Annotated in this window: 16 protein-coding genes; 14 read left to right on the top strand and 2 right to left on the bottom strand. The window is 40.1% G+C overall.

Translation table 11 applies throughout. From position 1 onward, the window contains the following. The first annotated feature begins 38 nt into the window (after nucleotides 1-38). The 3 genes from ACHFJ9_RS16575 (at nucleotide 39) to ACHFJ9_RS16565 (ending at nucleotide 2363) form a co-directional block, all read left to right on the top strand. Nucleotides 39-701 carry a hypothetical protein gene (locus ACHFJ9_RS16575; RefSeq protein WP_053319074.1) on the top strand — a complete coding sequence of 221 codons (663 nt, stop codon included), beginning with the start codon at nucleotides 39-41 and terminating at the stop codon, nucleotides 699-701. 138 nt (nucleotides 702-839) lie between these two features. Next, entirely contained in the window at nucleotides 840-1661 is an 822-nt protein-coding gene (locus ACHFJ9_RS16570) for a translation initiation factor IF-2 associated domain-containing protein (RefSeq protein WP_395355563.1), read from the top strand. 180 nt (nucleotides 1662-1841) lie between these two features. Further along, entirely contained in the window at nucleotides 1842-2363 is a 522-nt protein-coding gene (locus ACHFJ9_RS16565; RefSeq protein WP_395355561.1) for a GNAT family N-acetyltransferase, read from the top strand. A gap of 124 nt (nucleotides 2364-2487) precedes the next feature. On the opposite strand, the gene ACHFJ9_RS16560 is transcribed toward ACHFJ9_RS16565, so the two are convergent. After that, complete coding sequence (locus tag ACHFJ9_RS16560) at nucleotides 2488-2889, bottom strand: hypothetical protein (protein ID WP_395355559.1); 402 nt, start codon at nucleotides 2887-2889, stop codon at nucleotides 2488-2490. Nucleotides 2890-3598: 709 nt separating this feature from the next. Between ACHFJ9_RS16560 and ACHFJ9_RS16555 the strand changes: the two genes are divergently transcribed. The 5 genes from ACHFJ9_RS16555 to ACHFJ9_RS16535 all read left to right on the top strand — a co-directional run bounded on the left by ACHFJ9_RS16555 (nucleotide 3599) and on the right by ACHFJ9_RS16535 (nucleotide 6624). Next, nucleotides 3599-4069 carry a GNAT family N-acetyltransferase gene (locus ACHFJ9_RS16555; RefSeq protein WP_104969551.1) on the top strand — a complete coding sequence of 157 codons (471 nt, stop codon included), beginning with the start codon at nucleotides 3599-3601 and terminating at the stop codon, nucleotides 4067-4069. 152 nt (nucleotides 4070-4221) lie between these two features. Beyond that, on the top strand, nucleotides 4222-4827 hold the full coding sequence (locus tag ACHFJ9_RS16550) for a hypothetical protein (RefSeq protein ID WP_395355556.1): 606 nt from the start codon (nucleotides 4222-4224) through the stop codon (nucleotides 4825-4827). A gap of 136 nt (nucleotides 4828-4963) precedes the next feature. After that, entirely contained in the window at nucleotides 4964-5572 is a 609-nt protein-coding gene (locus ACHFJ9_RS16545; RefSeq protein WP_395355544.1) for a hypothetical protein, read from the top strand. A gap of 201 nt (nucleotides 5573-5773) precedes the next feature. Next, nucleotides 5774-6121 (top strand): DUF6404 family protein, encoded by a 348-nt coding sequence (locus ACHFJ9_RS16540; RefSeq protein ID WP_374041511.1) that lies wholly within the window; start codon nucleotides 5774-5776, stop codon nucleotides 6119-6121. 209 nt (nucleotides 6122-6330) lie between these two features. Continuing rightward, nucleotides 6331-6624 carry a hypothetical protein gene (locus ACHFJ9_RS16535; protein ID WP_080607105.1) on the top strand — a complete coding sequence of 98 codons (294 nt, stop codon included), beginning with the start codon at nucleotides 6331-6333 and terminating at the stop codon, nucleotides 6622-6624. A gap of 2204 nt (nucleotides 6625-8828) precedes the next feature. On the opposite strand, the gene ACHFJ9_RS16530 is transcribed toward ACHFJ9_RS16535, so the two are convergent. Beyond that, the gene (locus ACHFJ9_RS16530; RefSeq protein ID WP_395355553.1) at nucleotides 8829-9131 is read right to left on the bottom strand and encodes a hypothetical protein; all 303 of its coding nucleotides are present in this window, start codon (nucleotides 9129-9131) and stop codon (nucleotides 8829-8831) included. Between the two features lie 249 nt (nucleotides 9132-9380). Here ACHFJ9_RS16530 and ACHFJ9_RS16525 point away from each other — a divergent pair, with 249 nt between their 5' ends. The 6 genes from ACHFJ9_RS16525 to ACHFJ9_RS16500 all read left to right on the top strand — a co-directional run bounded on the left by ACHFJ9_RS16525 (nucleotide 9381) and on the right by ACHFJ9_RS16500 (nucleotide 12952). After that, nucleotides 9381-9836, top strand: a complete 456-nt coding sequence (locus tag ACHFJ9_RS16525) for a hypothetical protein (RefSeq protein WP_180777395.1) — start codon at nucleotides 9381-9383, stop codon at nucleotides 9834-9836. Nucleotides 9837-9985: 149 nt separating this feature from the next. Beyond that, a complete protein-coding gene (locus ACHFJ9_RS16520) occupies nucleotides 9986-10402 on the top strand; it encodes a lysozyme inhibitor LprI family protein (protein WP_317388475.1) in 417 nt (138 codons plus the stop codon). A gap of 217 nt (nucleotides 10403-10619) precedes the next feature. Then, nucleotides 10620-10967, top strand: coding sequence for a DUF3024 domain-containing protein (locus tag ACHFJ9_RS16515; protein WP_017042813.1), 348 nt, complete (start codon nucleotides 10620-10622; stop codon nucleotides 10965-10967). Between the two features lie 163 nt (nucleotides 10968-11130). Further along, nucleotides 11131-11694, top strand: coding sequence for a hypothetical protein (locus ACHFJ9_RS16510; protein ID WP_395355550.1), 564 nt, complete (start codon nucleotides 11131-11133; stop codon nucleotides 11692-11694). A gap of 111 nt (nucleotides 11695-11805) precedes the next feature. Beyond that, on the top strand, nucleotides 11806-12147 hold the full coding sequence (locus tag ACHFJ9_RS16505; protein ID WP_053807656.1) for a hypothetical protein: 342 nt from the start codon (nucleotides 11806-11808) through the stop codon (nucleotides 12145-12147). 157 nt (nucleotides 12148-12304) lie between these two features. Next, nucleotides 12305-12952, top strand: a complete 648-nt coding sequence (locus ACHFJ9_RS16500; protein WP_395355548.1) for a glutathione S-transferase family protein — start codon at nucleotides 12305-12307, stop codon at nucleotides 12950-12952. Nucleotides 12953-13130: the final 178 nt, after the last annotated feature.

Below are 13130 nucleotides of genomic sequence, written 5' to 3'. Positions count from 1 at the left end.
GTATTTTTAGCTAGGTCATTAATATATATGAAGGTTGTATGACAGATAATTATAAAGCTTTGTGTAAATCGCAGTTAGATGCTGTATTTTTACTCCTTATTGTTGTTATTTCTTATGTGCTAGCTACAGCATGGAGTGTTTTGGGGGAATTGAGTGATGTTGGGTTTGCAAATTACTTAACGTTTGTTATTGTGCTTTCAATATTGTTGGCACTGTATCATAATCAACGAGATTTTGGTTCCCAATATTATGAACGATCGCTAGAAAAAACTCTTCAAGTAACAAAGCATTATATCTCTAATGAATCGTTATTTAAAAAGCATACGATACAGTTGAAAATTGCTGTTTGGGCTACTATCGTTTTGTATCCATTAGGCTATTATTACGAAGGAGTGTACAAGTTCTCAACGGTGATGCTACCTGTAATCGTCTCAATTATCGCGTCAAGAGGTGTGGATGAGTATCGAATGTACAAAAACTCTGTAGGAAATAATTTTATTATTTCAACATTGGGTTTTGCAGTTGTTATTTTTATCTATACGTTTTTTCACGATGTTTCAGAAGCTGATAGATATAAGCTAGATGAATATGCCATGATGTTTGTCTTTTTAATGTTTTGTGGCTTCTTCGGTGCATATTTTATAGCTTGGTTCGAAGTTCTAACAACTAAAGTATTAGACAAATTGAAAAAAAATACATAACAAAGCATTTAAGAGTGATTCCCAACGCTTGGCATTTTTCATTCCATCGTTGGGTTTCGTGTTTATGGTGGCCGGTTTGAATTTAGTGGGGTACACCAATGCCAAAATTAATTGAAGTACGGAAATTAGGAAGTTTTGATGGTTAAATACGTTTCGGTAAAAGTACTAGCAGAAGAAATCGGTACACCTGTAGAACGATTGCTAGATCAGTTATCTTCAGCTGGTCTGAATCACTCGTCGGAAAATGATGAAGTTACCGATGAAGATAAGAGGGTCTTGCTGGCTTTTTTACGTTCTGAATTTGATAGTTCATCAGAACCACCGACAAGACTCAAGCTGCAAAGAAAGAAACGATCTACACTCACATTCAATAATCCGAATGACAACTCAGTTCAAGTTGAAGTACGGAAGAAACGTACTTATGTGAAGCGAGGACGCATTGACGAAGATGTTGAAAAAACTGATAAAATCACACATCGACCACCAAAGGTCTTCATCTCATACTCTTGGGATAATGAAGCTCATAAAAAGTGGGTTGCTCAATTTGCAACGGAGCTAAGACAAAGTGGTGTTGATGCTTTTATTGATGATTGGTATCTACGACCTGGAGATCCAATTACGGAATTTATGGAGAAGTCGATTTCAACCTCAGACTTTGTTCTTATCGTATGCACTGAAAAGTACAAAGAAAAGTCAGATAGTCGTTCTGGTGGAGTGGGTTATGAAGAGTCAATTATAAGTAGTGATTTGTTTCAAAATACAAATCATAGAAAGTATATTCCTATAATTGCAAAGAACTCGAACGGAAAAAATATCCCCCTAGCTCTTCACTCAAAAGTCTATATCGATTTATCATCTGAAGAGCACTACTTACAATCTTTCCAAAAATTATTGTTGGCACTATTTGGGAAAATGCCAGAGTTACCCCCTATCGGTAATCCGCCAACTCATTTACTGTAATATTTAGACGTGCGTGTGAGCATATAACAAACTGTTTAAGAGTGATTCGCAACGCGTGGCATTTTTACTATGCGTTGATTTTAGTGTTTAAGGCGGTATGCGGCAGCATCGGTAATGCGTTGCTCACACCTTAACAGGGCGTTAGTTTGCTACAAAGAATCTGGAAGTATTGAGGAAGATATGAAAGTAGATATTAGGCCAGCAAAGGAAGGCGAACTGGAATCTCTCCATTCTTTGGTTATTTCAAATGATGAATGGATGAAGTTCAATGGTCCTTACTTTCCGTATTCTCACCCAACATTAGAACAGTTTGAAAGTTCATCATTTCAGCGTTTACTAGCAGGCTCAGACTTACAATTAATTACTGTTGACGATATTCCTGTTGGAACGGTTAGTTGCTACTGGGAATGTGAAGAAACGCGTTGGCTTGAAGCTGGTGTAGTTATTTATGATGCACAGTCTTGGGGTAATGGAATTGCTGCGCGTGCTCTACCTTTATGGGTATCGTACTTGTTCGAAACCAAAGAAATCGAGAGGGTTGGTTTAACTACTTGGTCGGGTAATCCTCGAATGATGTCTTTGGCTTTGAAACTGGGTTTTCAGCAAGAAGCAAGACTTAGAAAGGTTCGTTACTACAAGGGTGAGTACTATGACTCCGTCAAATATGGGGTGCTACGGTCGGAATGGTCAGAACGCAACTAACAAGCAATTTAAGAGGGATTCCCAACGCTTGGCATTTTTGCTTCTACTTCAAATTTAGTGGTTACGGTACAATGCTTTAGGTTGGGTGGTAGCGTTGCTCACCCCTTAATTGGGCGTTATATGCCTATTGAGATTTAACGGCTTTGATACACATATTATCAAGCTGGTTTCTTGCTCCACACTCCCAAGAATTTCCCTCAATGGTCACGGTTTTTGGCGCATTTTCTAGATTAAATATGCAGTGAAGTGGAACAGTGTCGCCGTCGCATATTGCTTCGAGTTTAGTAGGGTTAACTAGCGCTACTGAAGCGCACGTACCGTCGTCATTATAATTTGAGCAGTACCACTCTTCGTTTTTCCACATTATGGTTTCGGGGTTCCACGTTCGGTTTTTATTGAAAACACATGTACAAGGAACTTCATCGACGTTGTCGCCGATTTTAAAAGTACGTTTCTTTTCATCAGAAGCACATGCGATAGAAGAGAAAATAAGTGCAGCAGTGGTAATGATAGTCGCGTATTTCATGATTAGTGTTCTCAATTGTTGAGTTCTTAAATTGTCGTGGTTTGTCTGGCTTACGACATTGATCTGCGGCACATAACAAGCAATTTAAGAGGGATTCACAACGCTTGGCACTTTTGCTTCTACTTCAAATTTAGTGTTTATGGCACAATGCTTTAGTCGGGTGGAGGCGTTGTTCACCCCTTAATTGGGCGTTAGTTGCCAACGAGGAAAACGTAGCTAAAGCAGAATGTTTAGAGCTAATGGATTGTGCAACTTTGTGCTGTTTGTGTCTTGGTATGGTTTGCTGAAATTGTGTTCGATTTTTAATGTTGTGGTTTTGTTTTGCCGTTTCAGACGCTAATTTACTCGTTGAAAGTTAGCTTGGTGACATTGCTTGTCCAAAAGGTCTTTTTGGTGTTATCAGTTCGTTTTCTACGGCGTTGCGTATTCCAAGTGGTTTCAGTAACAGGCGCTTTGAATCTGCGCCTGACTTGAGTTTTCCAAAACACGTAAAATTAGTGTTGGCACAGTGGTAATCAACTTCAACTCAAAGCTTTAAGTTTGGCAACTAACAAAGCATTCAAGAGGGATTCACAACGCGTGGCAATTTTGGTTTGAATTAGCTTTAGTGTTTACGGCACAATGGTTTAATTCGGATGGAATGCGTTGTTCACCCCTTAATGCGGCGTTATGTAGCCGCGAGAGGACGGTAAGTTAAAAGGATTTATATATGTTAAATATTCGGCAAGCTCGCATTGAAGATATCAGTGTTATCAAGAAACTACAGTTTCAGCTTAATGAGTATCATCATGCAAATTTACCTGATGACTTTTTATCACCGGAAGAAATTGAACAAAAAATAGACCTACACAAGATAATCAAAAGTGAAAGCTCGATTTTTCTGGTAGCCGAAAGTAATGGGCAGTTAGTAGGTTTTGTTTTTGGTGAGCTATGGGTTCGTAAGTCTTGGACACTCAAACAGCGAAAGATCGCAAGCGTTGAACAGATTGTTGTGGATTCATGCTTTAGGAGTCAGGGTGTTGGACGGGCGCTAATAGAGGCATTTGAGGAAAGGGCTATTTCTAACGGCGGAGAAGAGCTGTGGTTAGAAGTATATTCTTTCAATGAATCTGCTCTAGCTTTGTATCGCAAAGCTGGTATTGCGCCCAAAATCCAAATTGGACAGAAAGCACTACCCTGAAAGTCGGCTACATAACAAATTGTTCAAGAGTGATTCGGCACGCGTGGCATTTTTACTATGCATTGGTTTTAGTGGTTAAGGTGGTATGCGGAAGCTTCGGTATTGCGTGCCTCACACCTTAACAAGGCGTTATATACCTAGGGAGAATAAAGGTGAAAAATAAAATAAAGTTAGTTTACTCATTGTTATTGTTAGTAGTTCTTACAGGCTGTGCATCTACGTTGAAACCGCAAGATCTTAAGGAAGTTGAAACCGTCGGGGTAGTTAACGAGTTTCCTGAATATCCTAACTTTGTAACGACTGGAACAACGATATTTAACAACGATTATGATGCAGTTAAAGATAGTTCTTTCTCTGATTTACTTGTTAAAACGGTCAAAGACTATGTCGAGGCAAAAGGGATGGCGGTTAAGCTTATCTCGGAGTCAGAAATCGGTGATGTTGATATGGCTATAAAGCTTGTACCTAGAGATATTTATGGTGTATCGAATACTTTCGGCTATGGTGTCCATCAACAATCAATCTTTGGTAAACGAATGGGTGCAATAACATATGTATCGTTAAATGTTGTTCCATATATTGATGGCGACAGCAAATGCAGTACGTGTTACTTAAAAGGGGTTAAGGTTCTCGACATCGAAGAACTTCCCGCGCAATTCTCACTTTTATCTCAAGATGAACAAGTGCATGTAAAAGATAGTCTTGATAACAATATCCAAGAAACACTGACTAAAATTTTAGTCGATAGCGGTATATAACAAACTGTTTAAGAGTGATTCGCAACGCGTGGCATTTTTACTATGCGTTGGTTTTAGTGTTTAAGGTGGTATGCGGGAGCTTCGGTATTGCGTTGCTCACACCTTAACAGGGCGTTATGTTTATTAGGAGAGTGTATTGAATCTATGCATAACTATAAGTGAAATAGACTGGTCATTAACCAAGGATGTATTTTCAATATTAGGTACCATCGGTGCACTTATTATTGGCACATTTGGTTTATTCACTTGGAGACGGCAGCTGCGAGGTACAAGCGAATATGAGCTCGCTAAAAAAGCAGTTTTCAAGACTTATGAAGTTCAGCAAGCCCTTCAAGCTGTCAGAAATCCAATGTTGTATCTGAGTAAAGAAGAGGTCGAGGCCGGACGTCGTCTTGAAGAGGAGCAGCGAATATATAATGAACGTATGACTTTGCTTTATGAGAAGTGGGCAGAACTACAAACAATACGTCTTGAAACAAAAGCAATATGGTCAGATAGCGCTCATAACTGTTTTAACGAAATTCAACAACGTATTGGAGATTTAAGAGGTGCTATTTGGCTACATTTCTGGATGAAAGGCGCTTATGCTGGTCCAGGGGCAACAGTTGATAATAATCCTGAGCGAGTTATTGAAAATGATAAGGTTGTGTATTTCGTTTCAGATGATGACGAATTCAGCCAAAAGATATTCAAGTCGGTAGAGAAAGTAGAATTATTCTTTGGCCCAAAAATTCGCGGTAAATAAACATAACAAACTGCTCAAGAGGGATTCACAACGCGTGGCATTTTTACTATGCGTTGATTTTAGTGATTAAGGTGGTATGCAGCGGCTTCGGTATTGCGTTGCTCACCCCTTAGCAGGGCGTTATATTTATTTTCAAATCATGAAGTTACTCGAAATTTAGTCTTTCTACCTTTGTTATCGTTTCCGATTTGAGGGGGATTTATGAGTTATCAAGATAAGTTAGAAAGAGCTGACAACCACCTAAAAGACTTGGGGCTTTCTTGCAATACAGATAAGACTATCTTGTATAGGTTTTTGCGAAGCCGAGGCGTTCAGTTAAAACCCGTATATTGGGAATCACTTCATATGAACATAGTCTTGAAATTCATTGAATTTTTCATCGTATATCTTTTTATAACGTATCTGTTTAGCTTGGCTCAAGAAAATTCTAAGTTTATAGATACGTTAACAAATGCACTCATAATGAGTTCTGTATTCTCTATTGCAATCAGTGTTTACTATCTAATAGTGGCTAGAAGAAAATCTCTCATAAAGTGGGACAAAATATAGAGATATCATAAATATAACAAACAATTTAAGAGTGATTCCCCACGCTTGGCATTTTTGGTTTGGGTTTAGTTTAGTGTTTACGGCGTCCAAATTGAGTGTTGTGGTAGCGTGGCTCACACCTTAATTGGGCGTTATGAAGTTCAGTACATATTCGAGCGTTGCTGGTCTACTATTATTACAATTAATTATTGCTCTAATGGAATTTCCGTATGCGCTTGAACAAATGCATTTCATTCTTAATTGTAATTTACCTAGGATTTCCAGTAAGTGCGGATGATTTTAGTAAAGATGGTTTAGATCGAGCTCAAGATTACGCTATTAAAGTTGTCGAATCATGTAAGCAGTATGGTCTAGAGAGCGCAAAAAAATTAATGCAAGCAATGCCACCGGCAATGCAACAGCAGAACAAAGCAGTTTTAGAAGATTATTATGATGGTCAAATAAAAATATGCTTACAATTATATGCGCTCAAGTTACAGCAAGCTGCAGATTCAATCGAATAGACCTTCATAACAAAGCGTTCAAGACAGATTCCCAACGCATAGCATTTTTCATTCCATCGTTGGTTTTTGTGTTTAAGGTGGCATGGTTAGGAACAGTGGTGGCGTTGCTCACTACTTAACGCGGCGTTAGTTGCCAACGAGAATAAACGTACCTAAAGCAGAATGTTTAGGGCTAATGTCCGTGTGTTTTTGGCTAGGTTTTCGTCTTTCAATTTCTAGTTATTTGGACTTGTGAAAATCATGCTTTGGCTTTTTGTTCGGTTTGGGTTTTCTGTTTCAGAAGCCGCTTTGTTAGTTGAAAGTCAGCTCTGAGGCATTGTCTTTCCAAAAGGTTTGTTCGGTGTTCAAAGTCCGTTTTCTACGGCGTTGTAAATTCCAAATGGTTTCAGTGACAGGCGCTTTGAAACTGCGCCTGATTGGATTTTCTTAAAACACGTAAAACTAGTGTTGGCAAAGCGGCAATTAACATCAAATCAAAGCGTTAGGTTTGGCAACTAACAAAGCATTCAAGAGTGATTCCCAACGCTTGGCATTTTTCATTCCATCGTTGGGTTTTGTGTTTACGGTGGTATGGTTTAGTTTAGTGGTTGCGTTGCTCACACCTTAATGCGGCGTTAGCACTGGATTGGTATTTAAGGCTAAAAGTTTATGTTTTTATTGGCTTCTTTTCCTCGCTTTACACCTGATCAAATGTGCCTTTCACGTTCGCTCCGGTGGCACTAGATGTGAAGTTTTCGCTTTGAGTTCATCGTTTACGGTTTCTAACTTTCGGGCTATTTCTCTGGTGTTATTTCTTTAGTGCTGCGGAATTTTAGGTAAAAAAGCGTTTCTTTGTCGCCGTTGTTCAAGTTCGAAGTCCGTATCCTTTGCTAATTTGAAAGCGGTGAAAAAGGGCTGTTAAGCATGTTTTTCTTCTAGCCAACTTATGTTTTGAGGTTAGTTTTAAGTTTGGCAGCTGCCCGTTTGGTTTCAGTGTTTTAAGCAATAAGTTTCGTGTTATATTTCAATGTCTTGGCATGCACCAAAGGCTTTGAGGGCAGCGTGCTAACAAACAATTCAAGAGGGATTCGTAACGCGTGGCATTTTTGCTATGCGTTAATTTTAGTTATTAAGGCGGCTTGCAGCGGCATCTGTGCTGCGTTACTCACCCCTTAATTGGGCGTTAACTGGCGCAGAAAATACGAAAGCACATTGATACGGTTTCTAGGTCCAGAGGTCTAGCGTGTTCGGTTGGTTTCCTTAATTTAGCTAATGCGACTAATTTAAATTTGGTACTTAAGTTTACTGATGTGAAAGGCGGCACAAAGCCTTCTAATAATATAAGGCATTCGCGATTAGTTCGGCGAACTTACATCGCCGAAGTATGGTGTTGTGAGACACATTTCAAACTAAAGATAAACTGTAATCTTTTGGTTAAACACATATTTGAGTTAGCTTTACTAATCATTAATTAGTGAAACCAGCTTTGGCTACAGTGGCTGTAAGCTCGGCGAAAACTGAAGGGCGCTCAGTTAACAAACTGTTCAAGAGGGATTCGCAACGCGTGGCATTTTTACTATGCGTTGATTTTAGTGTTTAAGGTGGTTTGCGGCGGCTTCGGTATTGCGTTGCTCACCCCTTAACAGGGCGTTAGTTGCCAACGAGAAAAACGCAGCTAAAACAAAATATTTAGGGCTAAGGTCCGTGTGTTTTTGGCTCGGTTTTCGTATTTCAGTTTCTAGTTATTTGGGTTTGTAAAATCGTGCGTTGGTTTCTTTTGTGGTTGTATTCTCTATTTCAGAAACCGATTTATATGTTGAAAGTTAGCTCTGTAACATTGTTTGTCCAAAGGCGCTTTTTGGTGTTGTTAGCTCGTTTTCTACGGCGTTGTATGTTCCAAGTGGTTTCAGTGACAGGCGCTTGGAAACTGCGCCTGATTTGAGTTTTCCAAAATACGCAAAGACAGTGTTGGCAAAGCGGCAATTAACATCAAATCAAAGCGTTAGGTTTGGCAACTAACAAAGCATTCAAGAGGGATTCACAACGCTTGGCAGTTTTGGTTTGAATCAACTTTAGTGTTTACGGCACAATAGCTTAGGTTGGGTGGTGGCGTTGTTCACCCCTTAATGCGGCGTTAGTCGCCAGAAAAACTAGTAATCAAAATCATGTTTCTAAGCTCAGAATTTGGCGGATGATCGTTTGATACGCAGACGCGTCGTCGATGGTCAAAACTCTGTTTCAACTGTTTCAAGTCCCAAGTTTTGTAAATGTCCTAGCGGTTGTTTTGTTCTTTGGTGCTGACAGGGCAGGGCAATCGAGAGTCTATTTTTGCTTGCAACTCCGCTCGGTGAGTTTGTTGGTTCAAAAGCAAATTTACTCGCTGAAAAGACGTTTTCTCTGGTGTGGTAAGTTTCACGTGGTTTCAGTGACTTTGTTGAAAGTCCGCACTGTGAGATTGGTTTTGCAAAAGCGTTTTTTGGTGTTGTCAGTCCGTTTTCTACGGCGCTGTTTGTTCCAAGTGGTTTCATTGAGTAGCCGCTTTGAAACTACGCCTGACTTAAGTGCATCAAAGCACATAAAGTTTGTTGTTCGCAAAGTTTAGTTTGGCTTAAAATTGTCGCTCGGTGCCTCGCGACTAACAAACTGCTCAAGAGGGATTCGCAACGCGTGGCATTTTTACTATGCGTTGGTTTAAGTGATTAAGGTGGTATGCAGCGGCTTTTGTATTGCGTTGCTCACCCCTTAGCAGGGCGTTATATGCTAATGAGGAAATTCGAATGGATGTAACTTTGGCGACAGGCGTAACACTAATTGACTTTCTTAATAAGTCACTAGAAACGCTCAAGTTAGTACAAAAAGATAAACCTGACTCATTGGAGTTACAGTTGCACCTAGCAACGTTAACACAACAATTATCGTTGACTATGGTTGAAGCATCACAGCTCCAAGGCCTTTTGGCTCAAAAGAATGAGGAAATCAGGCAGCTTAAGATAAAGTTGAGTGAGCGAGACTTAATCAAATACGACTCAAAATCTGAAATGTATTGGTCTGAAGGTGATGATTCTCCGTTTTGTACTAAGTGTTACGAAAATGATGAGAAGTATATCCATCTCTCGTTTATTCCAAAGCAACCATCCCAGTATATAGATGGCATGCACTTCCCTGGCAGTGATGCGTACTATTCCTGTAAGGCTTGTTCTAGCGTTTATACCAAAGTCGATCGCACAAATTAGTACGCATATAACAAAGCGTTTAAGGCGGATTCACAACGCATGGCGATTTTACTTCCAGTTGAATTAAGTGTTTAAGGCACAATGGGTTAGGTTTGGTGGTTAGCGTTGCTCACCACTTAACGCGGCGTTATGTGCTTTCGGAGAAAACGATGAATAAGTGTCTAATCATCATATTAGCTAGTCTTTCGTTTGGTGCTCTTGCTGAAGAAGAGTCCATTGACTGTAATAACGCGATGACCACAATCGAGATAAACCAATGTGCCGCTATTGAACTAGAGTCAGCACAAGTTAAATTAGACAAATATCTAAGCACTAGCTTTGAGCATAACTCTCATGACCCAGAACTGATCGCAGCAATTAAGCTTGCGCAACAGGATTGGCAAGCATATATGTCCTCTCACTGTGATTCGGTTTATACGCAATGGCGTGATGGAACTATTCGTGGAATTATGGCGATATCGTGCAAAATTAAGTTAACTAAGCAAAGAACGCACGAGTTATGGGAAAACTTTTTAACTTATATGGACAGTACACCACCAGTTTTACCGGAGCCAAGTGTAGAATAGGTTTCAACCACGCACATAACAAACTGTTCAAGAGGGATTCGCAACGCGTGGCATTTTCACTGTGCGTTGGTTTTAGTGTTTAAGGTGGTATGCGGCGGTTTTGGTATTGCGTTGCTCACCCCTTAACAGGGCGTTATGTACTTTCTCGAAAATTAACCTAGCCAACGTATGAAATTAGGTCGTAAACTTAGCTTAATTAGAGGGTTAGGTGATAGATATGGCATTTTCAGAAATAGAGCAACAGCGTTACAGAAAGGCAGTGGAGAAGTACCTTGATTCTTGTCGGCCGCCAGAAGAGATCCGCAACCAACTTGATATTGGGTATCGGTTAGAGGGGCAAGTCATCGAAATCTTCGAGATACGTCCTAAGTGGAATGATCCATCCGAAAAAATGGAGTGCCCAGTTGCCAAAGTCAAATATTATAAGTCGCGTGACGCGTGGAAAATTTACTGGATGAAATCCGACCAAAAATGGCATTCGTATGAGCCAATTCCAGAGATTCAACTTCTAGAAGCTTTCTTGGAAATATTGGAAGACGATACTTATGGGTGTTTCTGGGGATAGAACCAACCACGTACATAACAAACTGTTCAAGAGGGATTCGCAACGCGTGGCATTTTCATTATGCGTTGGTTTTAGTGTTTAAGGCGGTTTGCGGCGGCTTCGGTATTGTGTTGCTCACCCCTTAACAGGGCGTTAGTTGCTTTCATAAATAATAGGTAAGTACATGAAAGAGAAGCTGGTATCATTTGATCTCGAAACAGATCTAGTCATGCCATTGCGGTGCTTACTTGACGCTTTGTCTCAAATTGAAAGCGGGCAAAACACGTATTTCAAATGGGCAGTGATCTACGGGCATAACTCTGTTCAATCGGCAATGTGTTTAGCTCTCATTACATCGGACTCACGCCTAGTTCGGAAAAAAGATAGTTATCACTCGGAGTATGGTGATTTAGATAATATCGAATGGCTTTACGAAAAACTGCGGAAAGAAGACTTTCTTCCTTACATGGGTAGCCAAGTAATTGATAGTCAGCGATTTGAAAAAGAAAAAGTTAGCCGTTTGCAGACAGTTAGGAATACATTTATCCATCAGCACCCATCACTCTATGTCTTTACGTTTAATGAATTAGTAGAGTTAATCAGTATCTCTGTTGATCTAGTTGGTTTCTTAGTCAATGAAAGTGAGCGTCTAGCTATAAATGGGTATACACAATCTCAAATAAAGGGTTTGGTGGACGAGTTGAGCACGCAACTAACAAACTGTTTAAGAGGGATTCGCAACGCGTAGCATTTTTACTATGCGTTGGTTTAAGTGATTAAGGTGGTCTGCGGCGGCTTCGGTATTGCGTTGCTCACCCCTTAACAGGGCGTTAGCTTAAATCATTAAAAAGGATGTGTAATGAGAAATAGAAAATGGATATTTGCAGCTATTTTGCTCATTGGTGGACCTTCACTATTGCCATTTAGCTTGGAAGTGATATCCCTAATTGAGTTACTAGGCTTTTTGGGGTTATGGACAATTTATTCATCCTACGCTGAATACTTGGTGAATCATCCTAGATTCAAAAGAGGTCTGCGTTTAGCTACTAGTTGGGATTTTCAGCCGCAAATGCTGTTCTCTCCTAGTGAACTTAAGGCATGTCCCCAGTTAGTTTTTCATATGCTTCCAGTTCAGAGTGTAATGGTCTGGACTTTGAATATTCTGTTTTGGGGTGGTCTGGTTTGGTGCTACATAATTTAAGCTAACAAATTGTTCAAGAGGGATTCGCAACGCGTGGCATTTTTACTATGCGTTGCTTTTAGTGATTAAGGTGGCATGCGGCGGCATCGGTATTGCGTTGCTCACCCCTTAACAAGGCGTTATGAGTATCCGCAATTTTAGAGACAAGGAGTCAATTTTGTTCAAGCTTTATTACTATCCAAACAATGCGAGTCTAGCTCCTCATTTTTTGCTTCATCATTTAAAAGCAGGCTATGAGCTATTGTTAGTTGATAAAAAATCGAACTCTCAAAAATCAGCGGATTATCTTAGGCTCAACCCAGCAGGGCGCATACCGACCTTAGTTGTTAATGAACAGCCCATTTTCGAAAGTCCAGCTATCTGTATGTACATCTGCGAGTTGCACCCTGAATCCGATTTAATGCCATCGTTAGGTGAGCCGACTCGTCCTTTGTTTTATCAATGGCTCGCGTTTCTCAATAATACGCTGCAAGCTGAACTTATGGTTCGCTATTACCCTCATCGCCACACTAACGATGAAGCTACCATTCCAAATGTAATAGCGGCGCAGGACGAAAGAATTGCTGATGCACTGTCAATCATCAACGACCAGTTAGAGCATCATGAATACTTGTTGGGTGACACCTTAACCGCATGCGACTACTTCTTGTTTATGCTTGCAGAATGGTCGTTACCAATTGAAAAGTCACCACTTAATTTCAAACACCTAGCAGCGTATTTAAAGCGTCTTTGTTTGAACCCAACGATTAAAGCGGTTTGCGACATCGAGGGTATAGACCTCACACCATTTGAGTCATACTCATAACAAACTGTTTAAGAGTGATTCGCAACGCGTGGCATTTTTACTATGCGTTGGTTTAAGTGATTAAGGTGGTATGCGGCGGCTTTTGTATTGCGTTGCTCACCCCTTAACAGGGCGTTAGTTTCATAACATTTCCTATACACCACTGAGTGCATATGTTATTCTTTTTATTTCATAAAAT

Origin of the sequence: Vibrio sp. D3 (assembly GCF_043995865.1) — a bacterium.
In the GTDB taxonomy this organism is placed as follows: Bacteria; Pseudomonadota; Gammaproteobacteria; order Enterobacterales; family Vibrionaceae; genus Vibrio; species Vibrio diabolicus.
The sequence above is the reverse complement of the archived record's forward strand: the minus strand, read 5'-3'. Positions and strand labels throughout refer to the sequence as shown.